Raw genomic sequence first — 25,848 nt, 5'->3', positions numbered from 1 at the left:
GAGCTGTCTCGCCGGGTGAGACAGCCCCCACTTGGGACGCTCCTACGCTTAGATCCAGCGCGTTACTTTTTGCCGCCAGCCACGCTTACCGGTTGCCATTGATTGGCCTTGACCTGGTAAACGGTGAACGACGGGTTCTGTAGATTGCCCTGGGCATCGAACGCGAGGGTCCCGGTCACGCCCGGATAGCTGATGGCGCGCAGGACCGGCAGGTACTTCTGCGGGTCGGTGGAGTTGGCCTGTTCGATGGCGGCGATCAGCACGCCGACACCGTCATAGGCAAACGGCGCATGCAGCTCGATATTGCTCTTGAAACGCGCCTTGTAGGCGCCTTCAAAGGCCTTGCCACCCGGCATCTGTGCCACGGCCAGGCCCGGCTCCAGGGCGATCACGCCCTCGCCTTCGTTCTGCGCCAGTTGCAGGAAGGTCTGGCTGACAAAGCCGCCCGCGCCCATCAACGGTGCCTTGATCCCCAACTGCTTGATGCGTCGGGCCAGCGGTGCAGCCTGGGAGTCGACGCCGCCAAAGAAGATCAGGTCGGGGTTTTGCCCACGGATATTGGTCAGCACCGCACTGAAGTCGATGGTCTTGTCGTCCACGTATTCACGGGCAACCACCTTGGCGCCACCGGCCTCGATGGATTTGACGAACTGGTCCGCCAGGCCCTGGCCGAATGCGGTGCGGTCGTCGATCACGGCGATACGCTGCGCCTTGAGGGTCTTGAGCGCGTAGTCGCCGGCGACCTGGCCGCCGTCATCGTCATGGCCCATGATCCGGAAACTGGTATCGAAACCTTGCTGGGTATAGGCGTGACCGGTGGCCACTGGCGCGACTTGGGCAATCCCGGCGTCATGGTAGACCCGCGCGGCCGGGATGCTGGTGCCGGTGTTCCAGTGACCGACCACGCCGACTACGCCTTCGTCCACCAGGCGCTGGGCCACGGTGACGGCGGTGCGTGGGTCGGACTGGTCGTCTTCGGAAACCAGTTTGTACGTGACCGCTTCGCCGTTGATTTTCGGATGCTTGGCGTTGGCCTGGTCAATGGCCAGTTGCGCGCCGTTCTCCAGGTCTTTGCCGATCCGCGCCGACGGGCCGGTCAAGGGCCCGGCCAGGCCGATCAGGACCGTCTGGTCGGCCTGGGCCACACCGCTCAGGGCCAGGCTCAACAACAGTACGCGTTTGAAGGGGGCAGTCTTGTTCATCAGTTTTTCCTGTTTCTCATCAGGCCCTCATGGCCTGTGGGGTGGGCGAAACACGCCGGGCGTCCGGTGGCGTTTGTTATGGGGTTATTCACCGAGGTAGGCACTGCGCACCTCGGGGTGGTCGAGCAATTGCGCGCTGGCGCCGCTGAGGCTGATGCGCCCGGTGTCCATCACGTAGGCGCGGTCAGTCACTTGCAGCGCAAGGCGCGCATTCTGCTCCACCAGCAGCAGGGTCATGCCCTGGCGGCAGACATCATCAATCACCTGGAACAGCTTTTCGACCATGATCGGCGCCAGGCCCATGGATGGCTCGTCGAGCACCAGCAGCCGCGGCTTGGACAGTAGCGCACGGGCCAGGGCGAGCATCTGCTGCTCGCCCCCGGAGAGCAAGCCGGCCGATTGCTGCAAGCGTTCTTGCAGGCGCGGGAAGTGCTCGAACAACTGGCGGATTTCCAGGTTCACCTGGTGCGGGTCGCGGCGCAGGAACGCCCCGGCCTGGAGGTTTTCCAGCACGCTCATGCGCGCAAAAATGCCGCGCCCTTCGGGCACCATGGCGATGCCCAGGGTCAGGCGCTCATGGGGCGCCAGGCTGAGGATCGAGCGCCCGGCAAAGCGGATCTGCCCCGCAGCGGCCGGCAGCAACCCGGTCAGGGCCTTGAGGCTGGAGCTTTTGCCGGCGCCATTGGCACCGATCAGCGTCACCCGTTCGCCTTCATTGATATGCAGGTCCAGGGACTTGACCGCCTCGATGGCGCCGTAGCGCACCTTCAGGCCGTCAATCTGCAACAAGGCTTCAGACATGGGCGCCGGCTCCCAGGTAAGCCTGGATCACTTGCGGGTGGCGGCGCACTTCAGCAGGTGCGCCCACGGCGATCACGCGGCCGTAGTCCAGCACACTGATGCGGTCACACACGCCCATCACCAGCTTCACGTCATGCTCAATCAGCAGCAGGGTGTGGCCGTCGTCGCGGATCTTTTCCAGCAGGCTGCGCAGCTGCACTTTCTCGCTGGCATTCATCCCGGCAGCCGGCTCGTCGAGGGCCAGCAGGCGCGGCTCGGTGGCCAGGGCGCGGGCAATTTCCAGGCGCCGCTGATGGCCGTAGGACAGGCTGTCGGCGCGGTAGTGGGCAAACCCGGCGAGGCCGACATAGGCCAGCAAGCGGTGGGCGTGGGCGCGGGTCTGCGCCTCTTCCTCGCGCCCACGCGAGTGCCCGCTCAAGGCCGCCCACACGCCGTTATGGGTGCGCACATGGCGCCCGACCATGACGTTTTCCAAGGCGCTCATGGCGTTGAACAGGCGGATATTCTGGAACGTACGCGCAATGCCGGCGCGGGCCACCTGGTGCACCGCCGTGGGCTGGTACTCCTGGCCGTCGAGTTGAAAGCGCCCGGAATCCGGGGTGTACAGCCCCGTCATCACATTAAAGAAGGTGGTCTTGCCGGCGCCATTGGGCCCGATCAGGCCGTAGATTTCCCCGGCCTCGATACTCAGGCTCACGTCATCGAGCGCAGCCACGCCGCCAAACTGTTTATTGACCTTCTCGATCTGCAATAACGGATGATTCAAGGTGCACCTCCTGTGCGGCTCGGCCAGAGGCCGGCGGGTCGATACAGCATCGCCAGAATCAGCGCCAGGCCGTAAAACAGCTGGCGGATAATCTCCGGGTCCACCAGCACCTGGCCAAACAGCGCCTGCTGCAAGGGGCCCATGCTGGCGCGTAACGCTTCGGGCAAGGCTGCGAGCAACACGCAGCCCAGAATCACCCCGGGGATATGCCCCATGCCGCCGAGCACCACCATGGCCAGCACGGCGATGGACTCGTTGAGGGTGAAGGATTCCGGTGAAACAAAGCCCTGGAACGAGGCAAACAGCGCCCCGCTGATACCGCCGAACGCCGCGCCGATGGCAAATGCCAGCAGCTTCAGGCGCAAGGTATTGAGGCCCATGGCCTGGGCCGCCTCTTCATCCTCGCGGATCGCCATCCAGGCGCGGCCGATGCGCGAGCGCTCTAGGCGAATGCAGGCAAACAGGATCAGCACCACCAGCGCGGCGAACAGGTAGTAATAGAGGTAGACCGAGGGCAAGCGCAGGCCGAACAGTTCCTGGGTACGCCCCAGGTTGACCCCCAGTAGCGTCACCGGGTCGACCTGGGCGATGCCCTTGGGACCATTGGTGAGGTTCACCGGGCGGTCGAGGTTGCGCAGCAGGATGCGGATGATTTCGCCAAACCCCAGGGTGACGATGGCCAGGTAGTCGCCGCGCAGGCGCAGGGTCGGCGCCCCCAGAATCACGCCGAACCCGGCCGCCAGCAGCGCGGCCAGCGGCAAGATCAGCCAGATCGAGGTGTGCATGCCCTCCGGCAGCAGCGCCAGCAAGGCTGGGAACTGTTGCACCAGATGGGGCGATGACAGCAAGGCCGCCAGGTAGGCGCCCACCGCGTAGAAGGCGATAAAGCCCATGTCCAGCAAACCGGCATAGCCCACCACGATATTCAGGCCCAGGGCCAACATGATGTACAGCAGGGCAAAGTCCAGGGTGCGCACCCAGGTATTGCCGCCGGCATGCCCGACAATCCAGGGGGCCAAGACCAGGGCTAGGGCGAACAGCAGCAGCCCCAGGCTGGCGCGTTTGCTCGAAGGGCTCACAGCGGTTGCCAGGCTCATGCGCGGGTCGCCAATCGTTCGCCCAACAACCCCTGGGGCCGCAACACCAGCACCGCGATCAACACGATAAACGCGAACACGTCCTGGTAGTTGCTGCCGAACACACCGTTGGTGGCAGCCCCCAGGTAGCCGGTGCCGAGGGCTTCGATCAGCCCCAGCAGCAGACCGCCGAGCATCGCGCCCTTGAGGTTGCCGATGCCGCCCAGCACCGCCGCGGTAAACGCTTTGATCCCGGGCAAAAAGCCCATGTAGAAATGCGCGCTGCCATAGTTGCTGGCCATCATGATGCCCGCCAGCGCGGCCAGGGCGCCGCCGATGGCGAAGGTCATGACGATGATGCGGTTCGGGTTGATGCCCATCAGGCTCGCCACTTGCGGGTTCTCGGCCACGGCGCGCATGGCCCGGCCAAAGCGCGTGCGCTCTACCAACAGCAGCAAACCGAGCATCAGGCTTAACGCCACGCCAATGGTGGTCAGTGCGGTGGCATTGGTCACGGCGGCGTGGGTGGCATCGCCAGCGAGTACTTCGATAGGTTCCAGGGGCAGCAATTGCGGGAACATCTGCGGGTTACGGGTCCAGACCAGCATCGCCACGGTCTGCAACAACAACGACACGCCGATCCCACTGATCAACGGTGCCAGGCGCGGCGCGTTGCGCAAGCGCCGATAGGCAACACGCTCGATCACCACCGCCAGCACCGCACAAAAGGCCATGGCGATCATCGCCGCCGTCAGCAGCAACAGCACCGGTGGCATATCCGGCCAGGCTGCCTGCAGCACGCGGATCACCGACAGGCCTACCAGTGCGCCGATCATCAACACATCGCCATGGGCAAAGTTGATGATGCGCAAAATGCCGTAGACCATGGTGTAACCCAAGGCGACCAGCGCGTAGAGACTGCCCGACAGCAAGCCGTTAAGCAGTTGCTGGATAAACGCATCCATGAGAACCATCAACTCCCTTTACAAAAAACGTCGTGGCCAAGGCGCACCGACTAAAAAGCCCGAGCGCGGAACACTAGTTATTTATTCTGTTTTTATCAAATATCTGAAGGGAATATGGTTATACCAACTACAAAACCCCCTATACACGGGATCTTTTTGCGCTTTATTTATCTTTTTACTTAGTATTTAATTCAATACATGAATAATTTAGAACAGTTAGCCAACGATCCGCCTCTACGGGCCGTGCGTACTTTCGAGGCCTTTGCCCGCCACGGTGGTGTCAATGCCGCCGCCCGCGAGTTGGGGGTGTCGCCCTCGGCTGTCAGCCATCAGTTGCACTTGCTCGAGAGCTTCCTGCAACAGCCGCTGACGATGCGCCAAGGCCGCAACCTGGGCCTGACCGAAGAAGGCCGCGAGTACTACCGGGCGATTCGCTCGGCATTCGCGGTACTGCGCAGCGCCACCGAACACGTGCGCGAGAAAAGCGCGACACGCCAGGTCACCATCAGCCTGATCCCGATGTTCGCGACCAACCTGTTCATCCCGAGCCTGGCGCAGTTTTTGAGCGCCAACCCGGCACTGGATATCAACATCACCTACGCCAACCACCGCAGCTACCCCAGCGATGCCGCCGACCTGTCGATCCGCTTCGGCACCGGGCACTGGCCGGGTTATCACAGCGAGCCCCTGATCAGCGGCGCGGTCACGCCGTTCTGCAGCCGCGAATTCCTCCAGCGCCACGGCCCTATCGACAGCCCCCAGGCCCTCAGCGAACTGCCCCTGCTGCACGACGAAGAGCGCGGTACCTGGGGCCAATGGTTCGATGCCGCCGCGATCAGTCACAACAACACACACAACGGCCTGCTGCTGGAGGACGGCCAGTTGACCCTGGTCGCCACCCGCACCGGCCTGGGCTGCTCGCTGCTGCGCGCGCCGTTGGTGGCGCCACTGGTGGCTACGGGTGAGCTGGTGCAATTGTTTGACCTGCAGGTGGATGACGGTCGCCAGTATTACCTGTGCCGCCGAGCCACCAGCGAGCTGTCGAGCGAGGGCAATAACCTGTATGACTGGATCAAGGCCCGCTTGGGCCACAGCCCCGTGTAGGGGCACGTCATGCACGAACGGCATCCCTGTGGCGAGCGGGCTTGCTCGCGCTGGGTCGCGTAGCGGCCCTAAAAATGGGACTGCTGCGCAGTCCAACGCGGGCAAGCCCGCTCGCCACACTTTATTTGTGCTTACCAACTGAACAGCATCGCGTTTTCCGGCCCGTGTATCATCAGTGCGGGCTCGCCGGTATGATCCGAGGCTCCAGAGCCTCATTGGACCCACCCTTATGCCCGGCGCCTTTACCCGCCCCACTCCCGCCCCCTTGCTCAGCCAGGGCGAGACGGTGGTGCTGTTCGACGGGGTCTGCAAACTGTGCAATGGCTGGGTCAGGTTCCTGATCCGCCATGACCGCCACCGGCGTATTCGCCTGGCGGCCGTCCAGTCGCCCGAAGGCCAGGCACTGCTCGCCTGGGCCGGCTTGCCCCTGGATCAATTCGACACCCTGGCGGTGATTCGCGACCAGCACTACTGGGTCCGCTCCAACGCAGTCCTGCAGATCATCGCCCTGCTGCCCATGGCCTGGCGGCCGCTACAGTTGCTGCGGGTACTGCCACGGGTACTTCGTGACTGGGCCTATGACCGCATCGCTCGTAACCGCTATCGGCTTTTTGGCCGGTACGACAGCTGCCTGCTGCCCGATCCTGATCATGCGCAACGCTTCTTGAAAACCCCGCGATGAGTACGGATCGTGCTGGTATGATGCCGCGCTTTGAAAAACCAGCTGTAGACCTGCGAGGAAATGCACCTTGAGTAACGACGCAAAAATGACCGGCGACCTGTTCGAAGTGGACAAGCGCCTGTCGCTCAAACCCGTGGTGGACTTCAATAGCTACCTGCAGTCGGCTTTTGGTGATGGCCCTTGCACCTGCACGCGCTGCGTGGCCAGCGCGGGTGACGAGAAAGGTTACGAGTATCAGCACAGCTTCGACTTCCAGGGCCAGGTAACCCACCGCCGCTTTGCGCTGACCGCTGGCAGCGATGTGTTGCAGATGCTGAAGAAGGCCTGGCTGTCGTACACCAAGGCGGAACTGCCGGGTCACGGCGAGCTGGCGTTGGACACGGTAAAGGAGTTTGTCGAACCGCAGTTGCACAAGCGTCTGCTGCCGTTGTTGCTGGCCAGCGGGTTGGTCAAGGATGTCGAGGGTGGGTTGCACATTCAGCCTGTAGTCGCCTAGGGACCGACCCGGGATACACGCGCCCGGAACGACACCAGATCACTGAAACGATTTACTGTTAATAGTGACAGTAGATTCCTAGTACTCCTCAAGTTATTAATTAACCGTAAAGCCTCTACGAACGGTTTAAATCAACTCTGAGGATTCACTAATGCCAACCCCCCAACCGCACAATACAACCGGCCATTTAACGGCGGACATTGATGGCCGCGCCTACACCGCCGAGTCTGTTTCACTTAACCTTTATAGTTCATCCATTATTGCCGGCGGTCCGATTGAAGGTATCTTGAAAGAGGGGATTTTCTTTACTTTCCCGGACCACATCAAGCCGGGCACATACGAAATGAACAGGGATACCCTTGTAGGTGCCTGGTACAACCCAGGGCAGAATCAGAATAGCTGGTACGCTGACAACAACGATGAGGACAAGATGGAGGTTATCTCTGTTTCATTGGAAGCCGAACCTTCATTAGAAATTTCTTTCAAGTTTTTTGCGGTCAATTCTGCGGACACGCAACAGCGTAAAAAAATTATCGGCGTCGCGAAGTTCGAAGGCGCCTCGCAACAAGGTACGGTGCAATACAAGACTCAATAACACTATGAGCGCCCAAGTCTGTCTATCGCTGGAATATCCCATTTGTAAAAAGGGCCGCGCTTGTTAGCGCTGGCCCTTTTTTTGTTCGCGCCATTGAGCGGCGTCAGCCAAACCACTCGCGCCGCTCCTCAAAGGTGTTGACCACCATTGCCACAATCATCTGCACCTCCTGTGGATGCGCCGCCGCGGCATTGACCGCCATCCACACCTGGCGCTGCATGTCCTGGGCAAACAAGCCCGGCAACGCCATCAAGCCCCGGTCGAAACAACTCATGTAACGCGGCAGCAAGCCAATGCACGCGCTGCAGCGGATCATCTCCAGCATCAGCGGATACGCCTGCACCTGCACCACCCCCGCCAAGCGCTGTTGCACCACTCGGTTCCACGGCGCCAATGCCTTGACCAAGCCGTCAGGCTGCCATTGCACCAGCATGTAGTCCGCCAAGTCATCCACACTGTCCGGGCGTGCGGCCAGGCGTGAGTAGCGTTTGGCGATATGCGGCAGGTAATCCAGGCAGGCCAGTGCCTGCGGTGGGTGGGTCGCAAAGCCCGGTCCCGGCTGCGGCGAGTCGACGCCCGCCAGCCACAGCACCACGTCGGCTTCCACTGTCTGCACGGCCTGCGGACTGTCGATACAGACAATCTCCAGGCGCACACTGGCATTGCGGCGCAGCAGGGAGATCAGGTCGCGCCCGAGGATGTCATGCAGGATGGTCTCGGCCACTGCCAGCCGAATCAACGGTTGTTCCTGCACCGGCACCCGCCGTTCATTGGCCAGGGTCACCAGCCGCGCCTGGAGCTGCAGGCCGTCACGGCTCAGCGCCAGGACATTGCCCTGGTAGCTGAACAGTGAACGGCGCATCTGTGCTTCCAGTAACGCCAGGCGTTTGCGCAGCAATGTGGCCTTGATGTTCAGGCTGCGGGCCGCCTGCATGAAACAGCCGCAGCGGGCGCTGATCAGGAAGTAGCGCGCCACCTCCGGGTCGATGCCCGCAGCCAGGGCCAGCCAGGCTTCCCGGGGTTCGCCGGGCGCGCGGTAAGGCGTCATGCCGTGGGGTGCTGCAGGTTCTAGATAGTCCATGGGGGGAACTCCCTGTCTTATTGGGTCTGTGCATCCATGCGTACAGCCTGTTTATTCCAGTACTTTGTTCAGTTGCGCCCCGTCGATGCTCAAGGTCGCGGTGTTGAGCATGCCCTCCAGATAGGCCTTGGCGATCTGCTCCTGGCGCTGGGCGCGCAGGGCCTCGGTCAGGCGTGGGCGCAGTTCTTCGAGGCTGGCGGTGCGCGCCGGTTGGTGCTCGGTCAACTTGAGCACATGGAACCCCGCCGCGCTGTGCACCGCATCCGATACCGCACCCGGCTTGAGCCGCGCGACCACGTTGCGCACCTCTGGTACCAGTTGCTGCAAGGGTTGCAGGCCCGAATCACCGCCGCGCCCGGCGCTGCCGGCGTCCTGGGAGTACTGGCTGGCCAGCCCGGCAAACTCCGCCGGGGCCGCCTGGGCCCGGCGGCTCAGTTCCTGGGCCTGGCGCCGCACGGCCTCGGCATTTTGCGGGTCGTCCACGGCGAGGAAGATCTGGCTGACCCGGTACAGCGGCGGTGTCATCCACTGGGCCTTACCGCTGTCATAGGCCTGCTGCAACTCGGTGGCGCTGGGGTAGTCGGCCGGCACCTGGCTGACCGACAGCAGGTAGTCGCGAAACACGATCTGCTCGGTGGCGGCGCGGGTCTGTTGCTCGACGTCCGGGCGTTGCCGCCAACCTTGGGCATCGGCCTGTTCGAGCACGGCCTTTTGCGCCAGGCGCGAGCGGATCCAGGTTTCCAGAGCACCCCGATTGGCGCGCAACTGCTCGCGCGATTCGGCCGGCAAGGTGGCCAGCAATGCCTGCAGTTCCGGCACGGCCACCTGTTGATTGCCCAGGCGTGCCACCGCCGGGCCCTCTGCGCCGATCACCGGGGCCGGTTGCTGGGCCGCGACCGGGTCGCTGCCCGAGCGCAGGCCCAAGCCCACCGCCACCCCCAACAGGGCCAGCGCAGCTACCACCAGGGTTGGTTTTTTCACAGCGCCGGCGCCTCTTCGCGGGTTTCAACCTCAGGTACACCCTGGGCTTGCAGGTGCGCGGCGGTCTGGCTGTATTCACGCAGGTAGACGATAAATTCCTGCAACAGCCGATCCCACAACTCCAATTGGCTGCGCAGGTACAGGGCACCGACGCCAGCCACCATCACGTCCATCTCCATCAGCAGGAACTCCCCCTGCACCGACAGCCGGGCAAAGCGCCGCGAGGTGTTCCAGACCGGGGCCAGGCCTGCGGGCAACTCGCCCTGGACCCGCAGCGCGCAACTGTAGGTGAAATCCACATAGGCGCCCTGCTCCGCCGCCGGGTTGCCGAAGCGCACGGCAAAACCGATGCCCTGGCTGGCGCTGAGCAGTTGCACGATGCCGTTCTGCTCGCTCTGGTTGACCCGGTAGCCGGCCTCTTGCAGCAACTCGGTCAGGCGCTGGGGGGTCACGCTGCTCATCAATTCGCTCATGGTTAACTTCTTCCTTGGTTGATCAGTGATTAAGCGCCGCCTGGGGCGCATCGAAACGGCTGTTGTACAGGCCATCGCCAAACCCCTGGGCCAGTTCTTCAAACTTGACCCGCGCGCCGCTGGCGAACGGTTGGCGAATGCTCATGACCTCGGCCACGTCGATTTTTTCGTAGGCCGCGAGCAACGCTTGGGCCACGCCATACATCTGTTGATTCTTGGCTGAACATTGCTGCACTTGTGTGTCACGTTCAGCCAGTTGCGCCTGCAGGCGCGCGCGCTCGGTTTCTTTGCCACGGGCCAGCACCAGCAGCTCGTCATAAGCCTTTTTGAACTTGCCGGTCTGCTCGGCACTCGCCGCCACTTGCGCCTGGGCCTGGCTGTGCAGGCTCTGCTGCTGGCCGGCCAGTTGCTCGGCCACGCCTCGGGCCTTGTCCAGCTCCAGGCTCAACTGCTTGATCTGCACCTGGGCCTGCTTGGCCTGGTTTTCGGCGGCAATCCGTGCAGCGGCGGCCTGGGCCTGTTCGCTTTGCAGTGCCTGCAGCTGCGCGGTGGTGCTGCGCAACTGGGTGCGCAGGCGCTCCTCCATGCCTTCGGCCGAGGCGCCGGTGGCGACCAGGGCCAGGACCAGTCCGCAAATTCGCATGTTCATGGGTATCTCCCGGCGCGTCAGAAGCGCGTATTCAGTTCCAGTTGCATCACATCGACTTCAAACGGCGCGCCATACACCTCTGAGGCGCTCAGCCAACGGGCGCTGGCGTAGATGTTCTTGTCGATGCCGTAGTTGCCGCCAATGAAGTAGCCCTTGGCGTTGGTGCCGCCGAGGTGGAAGGACGAGTCGTTGAAGCCGTCCGGCAAGGCATCCGGCTGGATGTACTTGTAGCCAGCCAACAGGTTCCAGTCGCCGGCCTTTTTCATCTCCAGGGCGCTGCCGAGGGTGAACTGAACCATCAGCGCATTGCCGCCACTTTCAAACTGGCCCTTGCTGTTGATGTTGTTGACGATCTCGCCTTCGCTGCGCTTGAGCATTTCGCCCTTGTCGTAGGCCAGGTTGTGAATGAAGTTGGCCTGGCTGCGCAGCTTGAAGTCTTGGGGCAGTTCGCTGTCCCACACCAGGTTCAGGTCCAGCACATCGAACTTGGAGGCCAGGCCCACGTATTGCGGTTGCGGGGTCAGGCCCGGGGTTGCCGGGTTGGCGTTGATATTACGCAGCAGGAACACGCTGTTGCCCTTTTGCATAAAGGCCACGCGCGAGCCGTCGGTGTCGCAGCCCGGCGCGCCGGCCCATGGCGAGCAAGGGCTGGAGCGCTGGCCTTCGATGTCGTCGAAGCGGTAGTAGGCCAATGCGCCCTTGAGGCTGTTGCTGCGGTTGATCTTCCAGTTGGCGCCGATCTGCCCGCCGAACAGCCATTTGGTGTCGCTGTCTTCCTTGTCGAAACCGTTGCTGCTGGCGGTGTCGGAAGTGTACTCCACCGGGAACGCGCCCAGCGTGCCGAACAGGCCCCATTCGTTGTTGAGGCTGTGGTTGAAGATCGCCGCCACGCCGTCGAAGTTGAGGTCGCTGGAGTACATCATGTCGGTGGAATAGAACGGGTTGGCGATCCGCCCGCCCGTCAGGGTCAGGTCCTGGGTGGCCTTCCAGGTCAGGTAGCCCTGGTCGAGCCAGATATCTTTCTTGCCAAAGCCGCCGCCCAGGGTCTGGGTGGTGGACACCGGGTTGTTGTCGGAGCCGGTGCCGATGCGGATGCCTGCGGTCCACTCCGGCGAAATGATCGCCTTCATCCCCAGGCGTGCGCGCAGGCGGAACAGGTTCTCGCGGTCTTCACGGGTGTTGAGCAATGGCGGCAGGCGGGTGTTGGTGTCTTTGTTGACGTCGTAGGGGCCGTTCTCGTTGAGCTTGGCGTAATCGACGATTTCGTTGCTGTTGTTGCCAGAGAAAAACCGCGACTCGTCACGCAGACGGATGTCGCCATCGAAGCTGATACGCGAGACCCAATCCGGGAAGGTGTTGGGCTGGGCCCAGTTTTCCTGCTTGGCAGTGGCCATGACTTCGGCCTTGACCTGGTCGCGGATCTGATCACGCACGGCGGCCGGCACGTACTGCACCCGCACATCCCCAGGGGCCGCCGCAGGCCCGGTGGCGGCCACTGCGGTTTGGCGCGCCTGCACCGCCTCTTTCTCGGCCTGGGCGATCAGCCCTTCGGCCTGTTCCTGCTTGAGCACACCTTGCTGCACCAGCAGGCGGATCAGGTTGATCGTGGCGTTTTCCGAAGGCCCGGCCGGGGCGGCCGTTGCCTGGCCAACCAGGGTCGCGATGACCATGCCGACCGCCAGGGTCACTCGATTCACGTGGGAAATCATCTGCACACAACTCCTGTAGAAAACTGCAAAAAAGGTTGGCTCACTCCGGGCGTCGGCCCTTGAGGGACAGGCGCACCGGCAACGTCAGGGAGGCCGGTGTGCGTTCTTTCAAACGGGGCGTGGCCCGCAGTGCCGCCAGTACCTGGGCGTCGGTGTCGGCATCGCCGCTGGACTGGGCCAGCTCTACACGCGTGACCTCGCCATCGCCGCTCAGCCACAGGTCGGCCTGCACCGCATAGGCCTTCTTGCGCAACTCCGGGTCTTCGCGCAGCAGGCGCTGGAACACCCCGGCCAGGTACTGCTTGAACGTGCCCGTGCCCAGGCCGCCCCCACCGGAGCCGGCCATGCCGCCGCCCTTGCCGGCCCCCACGTTGAAACCGTCGTTACCGGCCTGGGCATCACCGTCGATCTGCATCGGGTTGGCCAGGTCGTCGGCGGGACTCGGGGGTGCCTCTTGCTCCGGCTTGACCTCCTCCGGCGCAGGCGTGGGCTCAGGCTCGGGGATCTTTTCCTCGACCTGGGGCTCGGGCTCCTTGGGCGGTTCCGGGGGCGGCGGCGGTGGTGGCGGCAACGGGATAATCATCGGCACCTTGGGCGCTTCGCGGCGCACGCCGCTCATGTCATTGGCCCACTGCCACAGGAACCACGCGGCCACGGCGCCCACCAGCAGGCCGGCGCCCCACTTCAGCGGGCGCAGCGGCGACTTCTTCACGGGCGTGGGTGGGATCGGCATCTGTGCGGTCATGATGGTTTGCCAGTGACCAGGCCGACCTGGGACAGCTCCAAGCGGCGCAGCAAATCAAGCACCTCGATGACCTTCTGGTACTGCACCGTGGCATCGCCGCGCACAATCACCGGAAACTCCGGGTTCAGGGCCTTCTCGATACGCAGGCGTTCTTCCAGTTCCCCCAGGGTTACCGGGTAGGCGTCGAGGAATACCTGGCCGCCGTCATTCACCGAAATCGCCTTGGTCTTGGCCTCGGACAACGACACCGAGGCGCTGGCCTTGGGCAAGTGGATCTGGATCCCCGAGACCTGGGCCGTGGCGGTGAGGATAAACATCACCAGCACCACCATCAGCACGTCCACCAGGGGCGTGATGTTGATGCTGTCGACGGCGGCGTCTTCGTCATCGTCGTGGGAGGCATTCACAGAAGCCATGCTGATTCTCCTCAGGCCGGTACGTGGGCTGGCTGGGCGCGCCGATGCGCGGCTTCGCTGGACTGGCTCTCGCCGTGCATCTCGGCCAGGCGGGTGATGAACTCATCGACGAACACCCGCATGTCGGCACTGACCTCCTTGTTGCGGGTGATCAGGCGGTTGTAGCCAAACAGTGCGGGGATCGCGACAAACAGGCCCATGGCGGTGGCCAGCAACGCAGCAGCCATGCCCGGGGCGATCGCATTGATGTTCACGTCGCCGGCCATGGCCGTGCCGAGGAACACCACCATGATCCCCAGCACCGTACCGAGCAGGCCGATATACGGGCCGCCGGCAATGGCGTTGGACAGGGTCGAGAGCTTGGCGCTGAGCTGCTGGTTTTCCCGGGTGCGCACGCCGTCCATGGAGCAACGGATGGCTTCGATGGTGGCTGCCGAGACCGAGCTGGTGTCGGCGCCCTGGGCGCGGCGGGTGCGGATTTCCTGGACGGCGACGCGGTACAGGCGCCATAACGACGAGTGGCTGAGGCGCTCGGCCAGGATCTGGTCGTCGTAGTACATCTCCAGGCGGGTGCCGATCTGCGCGAACTGCTCGCGGAAGATCTCGTTGGCACTGCTGACGCGGCTGACCATGCGGTTCTTGCGGAGCATGATGACCCACGACTGGACCATCATCGCCACCAGCACCAGGATGATCACCCAGGCGTCGATAGGCACGGCCTTGAGCAAAAAGCCCAGGCTGCCGAAACCAAAGCCCGACTGTTCTTCATCCACGCCATAGGCCAGCAGTTTCGACTCAGAACCCTGGGCGCTGGCATCGGCCAACAACGCCCCCGCCGGGCGTGCGACTTTGGACAGGCGCAGCTCATCCATCGCCCCGGCAAAGGGCAGCAGGCCGCCGGTGGACTCCGGCAGGTCGGCGCCAATGGCCAGCTGGGAATTGAACGCCGGCATCGCCAGCGCCAGGGTCGCGGTTTCGCGGCCGTTGACATACAGGGTCACGGCGTTGCCAGCGGCCGTAAAGGCCAGGTGTTGCCATTGGCCGGGGTTCAGCGGCTGGGTCGATACCGCACGCTGGCCGTCGATCTCGACAAACGGCATGCCCTGGTTCAGGCCCAGCACCAGGCTGCTGCTGCCTTCACGGCGGGCCAGCACCACTTGCTCACCGGCGGCCTGGTCCAGGCGCAGCCAGGCACTGAAAGTAAAGGCGCCGCTGGCGGTGTGTTGCAACGACGGACTGGCCGGCAACAGCAACGGCTGGCCGCTGAACTGCAAGGCCCGCCCGATCACGCCGTCGATGCTCGCACCGGTGGCGTTCAGCGCGGTGTTGCCATAGGCCGTGGTGTCACGGGCCGGCGTGCCGTTGGCGCCCTCGAAATGGTAGAGCGCGGTGTAGCTCGGATCGAACGTCAGTTGGCCGTTGCCGGTCGCCGGGGCCTTGTCGTTGCCGTAGTACATCCACAGGTCCTGACGCTGGCCGCCTTCGATCTTGGGCACATCGACCCAGATCAACGCCATGCCCATCAGCGGGTCGAAGCTCTCGATCTGGTGATTGAACACGGTCTTGTCGTCGGCGCTGACAAAGCGCAGGTCGGCGCCGTCTTCCTTGACCCCGTCGAAGGTGAAGTTGCCGGTGTGCAAGCGCACCAGCAAGGCAGTACGGCCCAGCGCCTGATTGATCGCGGCGCCTTGGGGGGTGGTGTCCAGCGAGATCTGTTTACGGTAGTGCCAGTCGTCCTGCCACCAGGCTTGGGCGGTGGCCGGGAGCACGAAGCCCAGGCAGATCAACAGGCTCAGAAATAGGCGTTGCATGTGAAGGGTTCTCCGGAAAAAAGGGTCAGAAAGTCGCCTGCACACTGAAGTGCAGTCGCGAGTCCTGTTTCTGGGTGTTCGGTCCATCGAGCAGCGGGTAGCCCCAATCCAGGCTGCCGGACAACCACTTGCTCAAACTGGCACGGGTGCCGAGGCCGACGCTGGCCAGGCTGTATTCGTCTTCCTGCTCGGGCAGCGGGTCATGCAGGCGCAGGCGCGCGCCTTCGGCAAACGCGTAGAAGCGCCACTCCTGCACATAGCTGCCGAGGAACTTGGCCAGGGATGGCGTACGCAATTCCTGGGAGAGCAAGTAGCCCTCATCCCCGGTGCGTTCAGCGGCCAGGTAGCCACGGATCGACGTGGCGCCACCGGCCGAATACTGCTCGTTGGAGACCAGCGGGCCAGACGCCAGTTGGAACGCGGTCTTGGTCGCCGACTGCCAGTCGCCGGTGAAGGTGTAGGTGTAATTCAGGTCGCCCTTGAGCACGGCAAAGCTGGGGCTGGCCTGGTCGCGTTTGTACTGGAATTCTTCGGCGTCGCTGCCGTAACCAAAAAACGCACGGGTTCCGACCACCAGGTTCAGGCCCAGGCCCAGCTGCGCCTGCTCGGTGTAGCGGTAGCCGTTGTAGCCGAAGGTCAGTGGCGCGTACTTGAGCGGGATCTGGTCGCGGCTGGCGCCGAACTGCATCTGCTCCTCGAAGTCCTTTAAGTCCACCCCTACCGATAACGAGTTGGCCCAGACACCACTGGCCGGCAGGTTGTAGATCGCCGAGACGCCGTAGGAGTGCCCCTTGCCCAGCACGTTGCTGCCGCCGATGGTGGCGATATTGCTGTCGGACTGATAACCGGAGAACTGCACGGTCCAGCGCTCGTTGAGCGGCGCGCTGTAGGCGCCGGACCAGACCTTGGCGTTTTCGCTGTCCTGGGGCGCAGTAAAGAAGGTCAAGGACACGCTGTGGCCCAGTTGCCAGAGGTTGTCGTAGCCCAGGGTCGCGACACTGCGCAGCTTCTCGGTGTCGGCACTGTAGTCGTTGTTCAGGCCGAGGCTGGCGTGCCAGGGGTTCTGGTCCTCCACTTGCAGGTCCACATCCATGGTGCCGGGGCGCTGGCCCTCGCGCACCAGCGGCGTGACCTGGCGCCCTGCCCCGCGATTGAGGCCGGCGAGCTGGGTCTGCACCGTGGCAAAATCCGGCACCGCCCCCTCCTTCAGCGCCGAAACTTCTTCGCGGATCTCTACCGGCGAATAGTGCTTGGCCCCCACCACCCGCACTCGGCCGACCTTGGTCTCGCTGACTTGCAGGTAGACGATGCCGTCATCGACCTTCTGCTCGGGCAATTCGACAAACACCGACTGATAACCGCGCGCCTGGTAGATCTTCTGCAAGGCATCGCGGGCGCCTTCGATATCGCTCAAGGTCTTTTGCGGGCCCAGGAACGGGTACACCGCCTCTTCGATCGCCCGAGCGTCGAGCACCGTATTGCCGCGCACAAAGTACTCATTGACGTCTACCCGCCGCACCGCGGCCTCGGACGCGCCACCTGGCTCATCGGCTGACACCGGCAGCGCCAGTGTCAGCCAGCACAGCGCCAGCGTTGATTTGAACAGATGCGTCACACCGCCCCCTGGATTACTCGAATGGCTGGCCTTCACGGTTGTTGGCACCACGTTCGGCCGACTCAATTGCTGGATGTCGAGGTATTGGCATGCCGTGCCAGCCAGGTATGCAGCAGCGCGAAGTTCAAGGAGAACTCCGGCATGTGCAGCAAGGCGCCACAGAACACTTCACCGATGATTTTCTGGATCAACTGCACCGCCCGTGGGTTGCCCAGGAGCGTGGCGATATCGCGCTGCAGAACGTGGATGCCCCACACCCGCTGGGTCAGGTCGAGGCCGACGAACCAGCGGAACAGCAGGTTGTAGTTGAGTTGCTCGTGCAGTTGCTGTTCGCTGGGCACCGAATAGAGCAGTTGCAGCAGCAGAATCTGCAGCACCGTGCGCGGGGCGATAAGCATGCCAGGCTCGGCATTCAGGGCCTGCAGCAAGTCGTGGTGCTGCTCCAGCACCTCGTCGATCTGCGGGCGCAGCAACACCAGGGAGTGACCGGCAGGTATATAGCTGGACACCTCTTTCAAAGCGCCTTGCCAGTCCTCCTGGGACACGATCCAGACCCAGGGCGCGCCATAGCGATAGACCGACACCGGCTTCTTGCGGGCGGCTTCGACGATCTTCGACAGGCGCTGATCGAGTTCCTGCATGCCTACTTTCGAGTAGCGTTCCATAGTTCCCATCCGCCCCACTCCTGGCCTGTTTCGCGTGCTTGAGCGCGTTACATAGGCAAGACGGAGGGACGGGGGGACTACCGAACTTTTGTCATAAAAGCTTCATTCCGCAGGGCTGATTGTCGGGCGTCGTCAGCAACCCAATGAGGGAGAGGGCTTGTTCGCGATGGGCGTAGGTCGCTACACAGCTCTTTGGTGGTTCTTTGGGGTTGTGTACATATCCGTTGCTGCGGTCATGGCGGCTATTGGTTCCGCTCTTACAGCGGGTCACTTTTGGAAAAGAGCCCGGAGTGCCGGCCCAGCCAAAAGTAACCAAAAGGGCTCTTGCCCCACCACTCGGCACCTCGCCTAGGCTCGGCATGCCCGTCATCCGACATTGATTTGGGGGGCCGCCGCGATGGGCCATCCATGGCCCAGCGCGGCTAACCCGGCGTCCTGCCGGGTTACCCCCCAAATCAATATCGGATGACGGCCAGCGTGGTTTAACGGGGCGCCTAAGATCAAAATCACAAGCAAAGCGAGGCGGCCTGACAGCCGACCTGATCGTCGAGGCGTACGCGTACCTCTGTGGGAGCTGGCTTGTCGGGTCGCCGCATCGCTGCGATGACGGTGTATCAGTCGATAAATGTATTGGCTGATGAACCGCCATCGCAGCGATGCGGCGACCCGACAAGCCAGCTCCCACAGGGGAATGCAGCTTCGCGCTCTGGCTTTGCTGTTGCTCTGCTTTTGATCTGGCTTTTGATCTTAGGCGCCCCGTTAAACCACGATGGCCGCAGGCAGGTATTGCGCAGTGGGCACCCCGGCATGGATGCCGGGGTAGCCGCGACACGGCCATGGATGGCCGATCGCGGCGGGCCCACGGAGCAATGCCTGACTGCGGGCATGCCGAGCCTAGGCGAGGCACCGAGTGGTGGGGCAAGAGCGTTTTGCTTACTTTGGCGCTCTTCAAAGTGAGCCGCCGTAAGGGCGGAACCCTAAGTGGCCGTAACCGCAGCAACGGATATGTACACACCCCCCAAGAACCACGAAAGAGTTTATGTAGATACCTATGCCACAAACCGCGCGTCTACAGATCCGGAGGCAAATGCTGCACACCCTGCAGCGGCAGTTCATAAGACTTCTTCACCGTGCGCACCACCAGCGTCGACGAATAAGTGCGAATCGGAATATCGCGGTAAGTGTCGAGAAACCGATAGATATATTCGGTGTACTCCGTGGCATCGCGAAACTTGGCCACCATCACAAAATCGAACTCCCCGGTCATCAGGTAGCAGTCCTGAATCTCCGGGCGGGTGGCCAGGATGTGTTGCATCTTGCGATCAATGTCGTTGCTGTCCTTGTCGAGCTTGATCAAAAAGAACGCCGTGACCTGGATCCCCAGCTTTTTTTCATCCAGCACCGCGACTTTCGCCTTGATGATCCCCGCGCTCTCCAGGCGCCGGATGCGCCGGTAACAACTGGTCGAGGACAGCCCCACGCTGTCGCTGAGCAGGTCCAGGCTCTGGGTACAATCCTTCTGCAATTTGCCGAGAATTTTCAAATCCATGGCGTCTGTCATTATTTCCACTTCTTCCTTGAGAAAACTGCAATGAATCCGCCGTAACGGGCGGCCAATTTGCACAAATCACTGCACAGTGGCCCGTTACTATCAATTCCAGCTTAGCAGCCCCGAAAGATCCAGCATGGGGCGGCGTGAGAGGGATCTTATGATAGTTGCGAAACCGACATGGACCGCTGATATCCAAGGGCTTTTCACCGCGCCTTACTGGATACCGCCCGCCGAGCGCGGCCAGGTCGCAGGCTCGTGGGTGCGTTGCATGAATGCCTACGACGTGTTCCTGGAAGACCCCGATTCGGTCAAGACCTGGTCCGAAACCATCTACCAGCACCTAGCCTCACGCAACATGCCGCTGACCCTGGATGACCGGCAGTTCTGGCCGATCGACGCCCTGGAAACCTTCCGGTTGTGGGTCAACCAGGGCTGGCGCCTGAACAGTTTTTCGCCGTTCGATATCGCCGAGCGCATCCCACCGCCAGACCTGCCGCACCCGGTCAGGCGCGTGCGCCAGGACATCCGCGCGCTGAGTCAGGAACAACTGGACCTGTACCGCGCGCGGCTCGATGACGTGATGCAGATCGGCAACCCGGACAGTGGCTCGCCGTGGCAGCGCTATGCCTATATCCACAGCAACTGGTGTCTGCATTATCAGGAGGCCTTTGCCCTGTGGCATCGCGCTTACCTGCTGTACCTGGAAGCCTTGATTGACTACCCGATCCCGTACTGGGACTGGATGGCCGAAGACGCCAGTGTCGATGGCAGCCCCCAGGCCGGTTTGCCCCAGGCGTTTCTCGATGAAACCTATGTGCATCCCCGCAGCGGCGAAGTACGGCCCAACCCATTGCGTTATGCGGCGGCCAAGGATGGGCGCTCGAAGGTGTGTGCCTCGGGCAATGTCGAGGGCGTGGATTGCCGCTTTGTGCAACGCAACCCGCTGTTCTACACCAAGGGCGACTCACAACGCGTCAAACGCACCCAGTTGTATGGCATGAGCCGGATTTTCCAGCAGCAGGTGGTGGATGCCTTGACGTTCAAGACCTTCAGCCAGCCCCAGGGCGTGCCGGGGTATCCCTGGGCCAATATCACCGAGTTCGATCCGCCGCAAAAAGACGAGTTGTACCCCAATCGCACACTGAATTTCGATGGCCTGTACGAGCAGCCCCACGACAACTATCACGGCTGGATCGGCGGCGATATGGCCGATAACGCCTACACCGCGTTTGACCCACTGTTCTGCTCTTACCACGCCAATATCGACCGCGTGCTGGAGATCTGGATCCGCGCCAACCCGGCGGCGCAGTACACCACCCAGTGCCTGCTCCAGCCGTTTGCCGGCAACCAGGCCGAGACGGTCACGTTCACCAGTGCCGATGCCTGGCGCTACACCACCCTGGGCGATATGGCCCAGGACAGCCGGCACATCGGCTACGACTACGGCACCCCGGTGGCGCCGCCGTTCGGTGCACGACGCGCCAGCGCAAAAGCGTGCTGCCCGCACAGTGCCGCGCCTGCCCAGGAGCAGGCCCAGGCCAGCGGCCCGTGGGTAGTGTTCGACCATGTGCGCTGCACCCACGACACCTACCTGATCGACGTTTTCCTCAACCAGGCCGACGCCACGCCCCAGCAGGTCAGCGCTGAGAACCCGCACTACGTCGGGCGCTTCAGCCGGATCGGCATGGGCCTGGTGGATGACAAGGGGCGCTGCATCCCCCATGGCGTGTGCCGCGCGCTGAATGCCGCGCGCAGTGTCACGGCATTGCACCTTGGCCCCACGGACGAGCTGCAGTTGAGCCTGCTGGTCACCCATCTCGATAGTGGCCGGGTATTGGCGCCGCAAGAGTATGCGCCGCTGCCTGGCTTTATCGCCCAACTGGTGTGGGACGACCCGCGCCAGACCGTTGCCGACCCTCCCCCGAGTGCCGGTTGCTGCTCCGTTTCTACCCCCCATGGAGATCTGACATGAGCACGCCCTTCAAGCAATTCACCTCCCCCGCCGGGCAAGCGCCAAAGGACTACAACAAGCTGGGCCTGGAAGACCAGTTGCCGCAATTTGAAACCGACTGGAACAACGACGTCACCGGCTGGACCGAAGCGGCGATCATCGGCAACCCATGGTCGGGCCTGTACGACGCGCCACGCTCGGGCTATTACAACCCGCTGGTCGAGGGCTATGGCGACACCACCCCGCCGGCGATTACCTGGCAACCCTTTCCCAACCGGCTGTGGACGTTTTTTTATAGCAACGGCACGGCGGTGATTCCGCAACTGGGCGGCAAGGCCATGACCCTGCAACAGGTCATGGAACTGACCGACAATGGCCAGATCACCATCAACGACACCCTGTACACCCTGTACGACCCGGACAAAAAAGGCACCCTGCTGCAACTGCCGGTGACCCGTTGCCCGAGTATCGACTGGAACGGCAAGTACAAGGACTTCTCACCCTCGGGCCCACGGGGCTGGCTGGACGAGTATTGCGAGTGGTCGATTGTCCGCGATGCCAATGGCGACATGCGCAAAATCACCTTCACCAGCGAAAACCCGGCGTACTTCCTGGCCATGTGGCGCATCGACCCGAATGCCGTGCTGGGGCTGTATCGCGACTACATAGACCCGAACGTCCAACTCGAAGACCTCTACCTGCGCTACGCCACCAACTGCCCGACCGGCAATGCCGGGGATCCGGTGATTGACCCGACCACGGGCCTGCCCGCCTACGACACTGTCAACAAATGGAACGCCGGCACCGCCTGTACGCCCGGCCAGTTCGGCGGCGCGATGCACCTGACGTCCGGCCCCAACACCCTCAGCGCCGAGGTGTACCTGGCGGCGGCGGCCACGATCATGCGGCCCCTGAAAAGCAGCCAGAACCCTCAGTCGCTGATCTGCTGCGCGCAATATGGGCAGAACTATCGCAACTCCGACCCGCATATCGGTTTTGCGGCCAATGAGGCGGCCATCAGCAACCGTATCTCCCTGACCAATCCCATCGCCCTGTACCTGCAGCAACCGACCAACTTCAGCGCGTGGAAAGGCCCGCAGGGGCAGGATGTGAGTCAGTACTGGCGCATTACCCGCGGCACCGCCAAATCGGCGATCAATGGCTCCGACCAGATCCTCCAGGCGGTGTTCGAGGTGCCGCAAAGCGCGGGGTTCTCGATCAATGACATCACCATCAACGGCCAGGCCGTGGACTATGTGTGGGTGATTGCCCAGCAACTGCTGGTGGGCCTGAGTGTGACCGTCATGCCGAGCACCACGGCGGCGCCGTCTCCTTGCGTACAAGACCGGGTCAATGGCCTGCAACCCTGGCCGGTGCAGTTATTGCCGCTGGACCTGTTCTACGGCCAGTCGCCTACCGACCTGCCGGCCTGGCTGGCCCCTGGCAGCAGCGGGCAGTTTGTCCTGGTGGTGCAAGGCGCCGATCTGCAGACCACCGCCGCCACGGCGAGGATCCAGTTCAGCAATCCCGGGGTGACGGCACAGGTCACGAAGTTCATGCCCGACGCCTCGGCCATTCCCGGCCAGACCAACGCGGGCGGCACCCAGGGTTACATCATGACCATCAGCGTCGCGGCGAACGCGGCGCCGGGGCTGGTGACGGTACGCGCGCTCAACCCGGGCGAGGCGGATAACGTCAGCGCGGCGGACCACCCGTGGGAATCCGGGCTGGCGCTGGTGCCATCCACCTAAGCCCCCCCTGTGGCGAGGGTGCAAGCCCCTCGCCACAACAAGCCCCCCTCATTTCTGCAAGGAGCGCGATGATGTCCAGGTTTCGCTTGAGTCGTCTGCTGCTGGTCAGCACCCTGCTGTCACTGTTTATCCTGCCCTTGGCCCACGCGTCCGATGCCGATAACTGCGTCCAGCAGCAACTGGTGTTCAACCCCAAGAGCGGCGGGTTTATGCCGGTCAACAACTTCAACACCACCGGCCAGAGCTTTATGAATTGCTTTGGCTGGCAATTGTTCATCGCCCTGAACTGGCCGGTGGACCCCGGCTGGCCGGCCAATGCCAGCCTGGCGGGCGAGCCGGACAGAACCATCACCGTCGCGCAATTCGGCGTGCCCACCACCGCCGGACAGCCCATGAGCGTGGCGCCGGTATGGGCCAGCTACAAAGACGCCAATGAGATTTTCCTGCCCGGCGCACCCAAGCCCAGCGGTTGGGGGGTGCAAACCCTGGTGCCGCCCAATTGCAGCAGCCAGGACAGCCTCCAGGCCCTGTCGGTAGGGGCGCGTAAATTCATGAATGCCACCTCGGAAAGCGCGACCAACGCCAAGCATCGCTTCCACTTGTCCAGCGGCACCCTGGCGTCGATTCCCGACCCGATCATGGAAGCCGCCGGTGGCTGGCTCACGGACCAGACCGGCAACCTAGTGTATTTCGAACGCAAGGTGGGCAAGGCCGAGTTCGACTACATCGTCGACAACGGTCTGTACGATGCCGCCAATCAACTGATCGTCGCGCAAAACAGCGATGGCAAACACCCGGCCGGCCTGTCGCTGCCCGCCGGTGAGCTGATGCGCTCGATGCCCACCACCCCGCTGCCCCAGGAGCAACTGGGCGCCCTGGAACTCAAGGCCGCCTGGCGCATCCTCACCGGCCAGCCCCAACTCTACGGGCGCTACCTGACCACTGTGGCCTGGCTCAAGAACCCCGCCACCCTGCAATGCACCCAACAGGTGGTGGGCCTGGTGGGCCTGCATATCATCAACAAGACCCAGAGCTCACCGAACTTTATCTGGACCACCTTCGAGCACGTGGACAACGTACCGGAACCGGGCCAGGTGCCCGCGCAACAACTGCCCCCGGACGGCTACACCTTCAACAACCCCAACTGCACCGGCGGCCCCGATGTGTGTACGCCGAACGTGGCGCGCATCCAGTGCAAACAGCACCACCCGGATCGCGAATGCACCGAACCCTATCCACGGGACCAACCGGTGCAGACCACCCGCGAACACCCACTGTCGTCGGACATGCAGGCGCTCAACGGCGCAGTGCAGGCCAGCTTCGCCCAACAGACCAACGGCCAGTCGGTGTTCCAGTACTACAAGCTGATCAATGTACTGTGGATCACCGCCCCGACGCCGCCCGACCCCGAGCCGGGCCCGAAGGCGAAGGTTCCCCTGTCCTACGGTGCTTTTATCAGCGACAGCAACGTACCCGTGGCCAATACCACCCTGGAGACCTACGTCCAGGGCATGAACTGCAATGACTGCCATCAGCAAGCGACCATTGCCGGCAGCGCCACCCTGGCCTCGGACTTCTCGTTCCTGTTCAACAACGCCGATTCGGCCAAGCAAACGAGCCTGATCAAACGCGTACATGCCTTCGAAACCCTCAAGGACGGCCAACCATGAAACGCTCCCTCGCCACCCTGCTGCTCGCCCTGTCAATGGCCCTCGCCCCCCAGGCCTTTGCCCATTCGGCCCATGAACTGCACGCCCAGAACAACGGCGCCGATGCCGATGCACCGGGCAACCACGGCATGTTCATGGTCGGCTCGCAGACCCTGTTCCTGGTGCACATGCCGATGTTCACCACGGAAAAGCACATGTACCAGATCGTCCTGCAGGCCAGCCTGCCGGCTGACGTAATGGCCAAGTACCAGGCCCTGCGCGCGGCCAACCCGAGCAAGCCGTATAACCTGATCAACGTCGATAACGACACCTTCACCCTGCCCCAACTCAAGGCCGGCGAAGTGACCGCGTTCAAGGCGACGATCTATGACGGCTACTCCAATGATGGCGGCGGCACCCCGGGGCCGGTGCTGTTTGACAACGTGCCGGTGACGGTCGAGGCGGTGGTGATCTACCGGCCGTTCAACCTGGGGATCGAGCGGCCCAAACAGATGGTGTACACCCTGTTTGGCCGGGGTAATGAGGCGCACCTGACGCACTACATCGCCCAGGATCCGGACTTCCAGGAAATCATCACCCTGCCTGGGCCACCGGCGCCGTTTTCGGCGGCGCAATTGGTGTCTACGGTGGATTTGAATTTCACCACGGTGCAGTCGTTGCCGATTGTGTGTCAGTCGCCGCTCAAACCTGGGGTCTATCCGACCTTGCTGGAGGGGCGTGCGGATGCGCCAGTGGCGCTGGACCTGGGGCCGGCGGCGCAGCGTGTGTGGTATTCGACGGGGAATTTGTTGAACAGGACCGATCCTTGCCAGCCTTGAGTGGGTATAAGGCAGCTTCGACATTTGATGTGTGATGTGGCAGGGGTTTTTCTGCTTCGCCCGGGTCGCGGTGGGAGCGGGCTTGCCCGCGATGGCGGTGGGTCAGCGGCATCGCGGCATAGGTATCTACACAGCTCTTTTCTGGGGTTGTGTACATATCCGTTGCTGCGGTCACGGCCACTTAGGGTTCCGCCCTTACGGCGGCTCACTTTGGAAGAGCGCCAAAGTAAGCAAAGCGCTCTTGCCCCACCACTCGGTGCCTCGCCTAGGCTCG

The 25,848-nt window shown here is 62.9% G+C and carries 24 protein-coding genes; 8 read left to right on the top strand and 16 right to left on the bottom strand.

The window, feature by feature from the left end; translation table 11 throughout:
• Positions 1–62 precede the first annotated feature (62 nt).
• From JFT44_RS26515 to JFT44_RS26495, 5 genes are all read right to left on the bottom strand, one after another.
• A complete protein-coding gene (locus JFT44_RS26515; RefSeq protein WP_076964774.1) occupies positions 63–1,202 on the bottom strand; it encodes a branched-chain amino acid ABC transporter substrate-binding protein in 1,140 nt (379 codons plus the stop codon).
• 84 nt (positions 1,203–1,286) lie between these two features.
• Positions 1,287–2,003: an ABC transporter ATP-binding protein gene (locus JFT44_RS26510; protein ID WP_076964773.1), complete on the bottom strand. Its 717-nt coding sequence runs from the start codon at positions 2,001–2,003 to the stop codon at positions 1,287–1,289.
• Positions 1,996–2,769, bottom strand: a complete 774-nt coding sequence (locus JFT44_RS26505; protein WP_029292970.1) for an ABC transporter ATP-binding protein — start codon at positions 2,767–2,769, stop codon at positions 1,996–1,998. Before JFT44_RS26505 ends, JFT44_RS26510 begins: the two co-directional genes overlap by 8 nt.
• A complete protein-coding gene (locus JFT44_RS26500) occupies positions 2,766–3,866 on the bottom strand; it encodes an ABC transporter ATP-binding protein (protein WP_057438695.1) in 1,101 nt (366 codons plus the stop codon). Before JFT44_RS26500 ends, JFT44_RS26505 begins: the two co-directional genes overlap by 4 nt.
• A complete protein-coding gene (locus JFT44_RS26495) occupies positions 3,863–4,810 on the bottom strand; it encodes a branched-chain amino acid ABC transporter permease (RefSeq protein WP_057438696.1) in 948 nt (315 codons plus the stop codon). Before JFT44_RS26495 ends, JFT44_RS26500 begins: the two co-directional genes overlap by 4 nt.
• A 198-nt stretch (positions 4,811–5,008) precedes the next feature.
• On the opposite strand from JFT44_RS26495, the gene JFT44_RS26490 reads away from it, so the two are divergent.
• The 4 genes from JFT44_RS26490 to JFT44_RS26475 all read left to right on the top strand — a co-directional run bounded on the left by JFT44_RS26490 (position 5,009) and on the right by JFT44_RS26475 (position 7,687).
• Complete coding sequence (locus JFT44_RS26490; protein WP_076964772.1) at positions 5,009–5,914, top strand: LysR substrate-binding domain-containing protein; 906 nt, start codon at positions 5,009–5,011, stop codon at positions 5,912–5,914.
• A 229-nt stretch (positions 5,915–6,143) separates the two neighbouring features.
• Positions 6,144–6,596 carry a thiol-disulfide oxidoreductase DCC family protein gene (locus JFT44_RS26485; RefSeq protein ID WP_057959884.1) on the top strand — a complete coding sequence of 151 codons (453 nt, stop codon included), beginning with the start codon at positions 6,144–6,146 and terminating at the stop codon, positions 6,594–6,596.
• 67 nt (positions 6,597–6,663) lie between these two features.
• On the top strand, positions 6,664–7,092 hold the full coding sequence (locus JFT44_RS26480) for a hypothetical protein (protein ID WP_076964771.1): 429 nt from the start codon (positions 6,664–6,666) through the stop codon (positions 7,090–7,092).
• 151 nt (positions 7,093–7,243) lie between these two features.
• Positions 7,244–7,687, top strand: coding sequence for a hypothetical protein (locus JFT44_RS26475; protein WP_057438703.1), 444 nt, complete (start codon positions 7,244–7,246; stop codon positions 7,685–7,687).
• A gap of 103 nt (positions 7,688–7,790) precedes the next feature.
• Here the strand turns inward: JFT44_RS26475 and JFT44_RS26470 are convergent, their stop codons facing one another.
• From JFT44_RS26470 to JFT44_RS26420, 11 genes are all read right to left on the bottom strand, one after another.
• Positions 7,791–8,768 carry a LysR family transcriptional regulator gene (locus tag JFT44_RS26470; protein WP_076964770.1) on the bottom strand — a complete coding sequence of 326 codons (978 nt, stop codon included), beginning with the start codon at positions 8,766–8,768 and terminating at the stop codon, positions 7,791–7,793.
• A 51-nt stretch (positions 8,769–8,819) separates the two neighbouring features.
• Positions 8,820–9,749: a peptidylprolyl isomerase gene (locus JFT44_RS26465; RefSeq protein ID WP_076964769.1), complete on the bottom strand. Its 930-nt coding sequence runs from the start codon at positions 9,747–9,749 to the stop codon at positions 8,820–8,822.
• The gene (locus JFT44_RS26460) at positions 9,746–10,222 is read right to left on the bottom strand and encodes a YbjN domain-containing protein (RefSeq protein ID WP_057959892.1); all 477 of its coding nucleotides are present in this window, start codon (positions 10,220–10,222) and stop codon (positions 9,746–9,748) included. Before JFT44_RS26460 ends, JFT44_RS26465 begins: the two co-directional genes overlap by 4 nt.
• Before the next feature lie 22 nt (positions 10,223–10,244).
• A complete protein-coding gene (locus tag JFT44_RS26455) occupies positions 10,245–10,871 on the bottom strand; it encodes a DNA repair protein (RefSeq protein ID WP_076964768.1) in 627 nt (208 codons plus the stop codon).
• 17 nt (positions 10,872–10,888) lie between these two features.
• Positions 10,889–12,580, bottom strand: a complete 1,692-nt coding sequence (locus tag JFT44_RS26450; RefSeq protein ID WP_076964767.1) for a putative porin — start codon at positions 12,578–12,580, stop codon at positions 10,889–10,891.
• Positions 12,581–12,620: 40 nt separating this feature from the next.
• Positions 12,621–13,325, bottom strand: coding sequence for an energy transducer TonB (locus JFT44_RS26445; RefSeq protein ID WP_076964766.1), 705 nt, complete (start codon positions 13,323–13,325; stop codon positions 12,621–12,623).
• On the bottom strand, positions 13,322–13,741 hold the full coding sequence (locus tag JFT44_RS26440) for a biopolymer transporter ExbD (protein WP_057438708.1): 420 nt from the start codon (positions 13,739–13,741) through the stop codon (positions 13,322–13,324). The genes JFT44_RS26445 and JFT44_RS26440 overlap by 4 nt, the downstream gene beginning before the upstream one ends.
• Positions 13,742–13,752: 11 nt before the next feature.
• A complete protein-coding gene (locus JFT44_RS26435) occupies positions 13,753–15,552 on the bottom strand; it encodes a DUF2341 domain-containing protein (RefSeq protein ID WP_057438709.1) in 1,800 nt (599 codons plus the stop codon).
• A 25-nt stretch (positions 15,553–15,577) separates the two neighbouring features.
• On the bottom strand, positions 15,578–17,167 hold the full coding sequence (locus JFT44_RS26430) for a ShlB/FhaC/HecB family hemolysin secretion/activation protein (protein ID WP_076964765.1): 1,590 nt from the start codon (positions 17,165–17,167) through the stop codon (positions 15,578–15,580).
• Positions 17,168–17,229: 62 nt separating this feature from the next.
• A complete protein-coding gene (locus JFT44_RS26425) occupies positions 17,230–17,832 on the bottom strand; it encodes a transposase (RefSeq protein WP_057438711.1) in 603 nt (200 codons plus the stop codon).
• A 1,069-nt stretch (positions 17,833–18,901) separates the two neighbouring features.
• On the bottom strand, positions 18,902–19,381 hold the full coding sequence (locus JFT44_RS26420) for an Lrp/AsnC family transcriptional regulator (RefSeq protein WP_057959148.1): 480 nt from the start codon (positions 19,379–19,381) through the stop codon (positions 18,902–18,904).
• A 160-nt stretch (positions 19,382–19,541) separates the two neighbouring features.
• On the opposite strand from JFT44_RS26420, the gene JFT44_RS26415 reads away from it, so the two are divergent.
• The 4 genes from JFT44_RS26415 to JFT44_RS26400 all read left to right on the top strand — a co-directional run bounded on the left by JFT44_RS26415 (position 19,542) and on the right by JFT44_RS26400 (position 25,574).
• Positions 19,542–21,356: a tyrosinase family protein gene (locus tag JFT44_RS26415; RefSeq protein WP_083743139.1), complete on the top strand. Its 1,815-nt coding sequence runs from the start codon at positions 19,542–19,544 to the stop codon at positions 21,354–21,356.
• A complete protein-coding gene (locus JFT44_RS26410) occupies positions 21,353–23,086 on the top strand; it encodes a hypothetical protein (RefSeq protein ID WP_057959146.1) in 1,734 nt (577 codons plus the stop codon). Before JFT44_RS26415 ends, JFT44_RS26410 begins: the two co-directional genes overlap by 4 nt.
• Before the next feature lie 71 nt (positions 23,087–23,157).
• Positions 23,158–24,756 carry a hypothetical protein gene (locus JFT44_RS26405; RefSeq protein WP_076965322.1) on the top strand — a complete coding sequence of 533 codons (1,599 nt, stop codon included), beginning with the start codon at positions 23,158–23,160 and terminating at the stop codon, positions 24,754–24,756.
• Positions 24,753–25,574: a hypothetical protein gene (locus JFT44_RS26400; RefSeq protein WP_090412746.1), complete on the top strand. Its 822-nt coding sequence runs from the start codon at positions 24,753–24,755 to the stop codon at positions 25,572–25,574. The genes JFT44_RS26405 and JFT44_RS26400 overlap by 4 nt, the downstream gene beginning before the upstream one ends.
• Positions 25,575–25,848: the final 274 nt, after the last annotated feature.

Source organism: Pseudomonas sp. MF5691 (assembly GCF_016405645.1).
Classification (GTDB): Bacteria; Pseudomonadota; Gammaproteobacteria; order Pseudomonadales; family Pseudomonadaceae; genus Aquipseudomonas; species Aquipseudomonas shahriarae.
This window is presented reverse-complemented; position numbering and strand designations above follow the sequence as displayed.

Excerpts from the sequence above, each read along its gene's own strand:
- JFT44_RS26485 (WP_057959884.1), top strand. The coding sequence starts at position 6,144 with ATGCCCGGCGCCTTTACCCGCCCCACTCCCGCCCCCTTGCTCAGCCAG.
- JFT44_RS26475 (WP_057438703.1), top strand. The coding sequence starts at position 7,244 with ATGCCAACCCCCCAACCGCACAATACAACCGGCCATTTAACGGCGGAC.
- JFT44_RS26500 (WP_057438695.1), bottom strand. The coding sequence starts at position 3,866 with ATGAGCCTGGCAACCGCTGTGAGCCCTTCGAGCAAACGCGCCAGCCTG.
- JFT44_RS26470 (WP_076964770.1), bottom strand. The coding sequence starts at position 8,768 with ATGGACTATCTAGAACCTGCAGCACCCCACGGCATGACGCCTTACCGC.
- JFT44_RS26515 (WP_076964774.1), bottom strand. The coding sequence starts at position 1,202 with ATGAACAAGACTGCCCCCTTCAAACGCGTACTGTTGTTGAGCCTGGCC.
- JFT44_RS26435 (WP_057438709.1), bottom strand. The coding sequence starts at position 15,552 with ATGCAACGCCTATTTCTGAGCCTGTTGATCTGCCTGGGCTTCGTGCTC.
- JFT44_RS26460 (WP_057959892.1), bottom strand. The coding sequence starts at position 10,222 with ATGAGCGAATTGATGAGCAGCGTGACCCCCCAGCGCCTGACCGAGTTG.
- JFT44_RS26420 (WP_057959148.1), bottom strand. The coding sequence starts at position 19,381 with ATGGATTTGAAAATTCTCGGCAAATTGCAGAAGGATTGTACCCAGAGC.
- JFT44_RS26415 (WP_083743139.1), top strand. The coding sequence starts at position 19,542 with ATGATAGTTGCGAAACCGACATGGACCGCTGATATCCAAGGGCTTTTC.
- JFT44_RS26495 (WP_057438696.1), bottom strand. The coding sequence starts at position 4,810 with ATGGATGCGTTTATCCAGCAACTGCTTAACGGCTTGCTGTCGGGCAGT.
- JFT44_RS26425 (WP_057438711.1), bottom strand. The coding sequence starts at position 17,832 with ATGGAACGCTACTCGAAAGTAGGCATGCAGGAACTCGATCAGCGCCTG.
- JFT44_RS26450 (WP_076964767.1), bottom strand. The coding sequence starts at position 12,580 with ATGATTTCCCACGTGAATCGAGTGACCCTGGCGGTCGGCATGGTCATC.
- JFT44_RS26445 (WP_076964766.1), bottom strand. The coding sequence starts at position 13,325 with ATGACCGCACAGATGCCGATCCCACCCACGCCCGTGAAGAAGTCGCCG.
- JFT44_RS26490 (WP_076964772.1), top strand. The coding sequence starts at position 5,009 with ATGAATAATTTAGAACAGTTAGCCAACGATCCGCCTCTACGGGCCGTG.
- JFT44_RS26405 (WP_076965322.1), top strand. The coding sequence starts at position 23,158 with ATGTCCAGGTTTCGCTTGAGTCGTCTGCTGCTGGTCAGCACCCTGCTG.
- JFT44_RS26410 (WP_057959146.1), top strand. The coding sequence starts at position 21,353 with ATGAGCACGCCCTTCAAGCAATTCACCTCCCCCGCCGGGCAAGCGCCA.
- JFT44_RS26455 (WP_076964768.1), bottom strand. The coding sequence starts at position 10,871 with ATGAACATGCGAATTTGCGGACTGGTCCTGGCCCTGGTCGCCACCGGC.
- JFT44_RS26510 (WP_076964773.1), bottom strand. The coding sequence starts at position 2,003 with ATGTCTGAAGCCTTGTTGCAGATTGACGGCCTGAAGGTGCGCTACGGC.
- JFT44_RS26400 (WP_090412746.1), top strand. The coding sequence starts at position 24,753 with ATGAAACGCTCCCTCGCCACCCTGCTGCTCGCCCTGTCAATGGCCCTC.
- JFT44_RS26440 (WP_057438708.1), bottom strand. The coding sequence starts at position 13,741 with ATGGCTTCTGTGAATGCCTCCCACGACGATGACGAAGACGCCGCCGTC.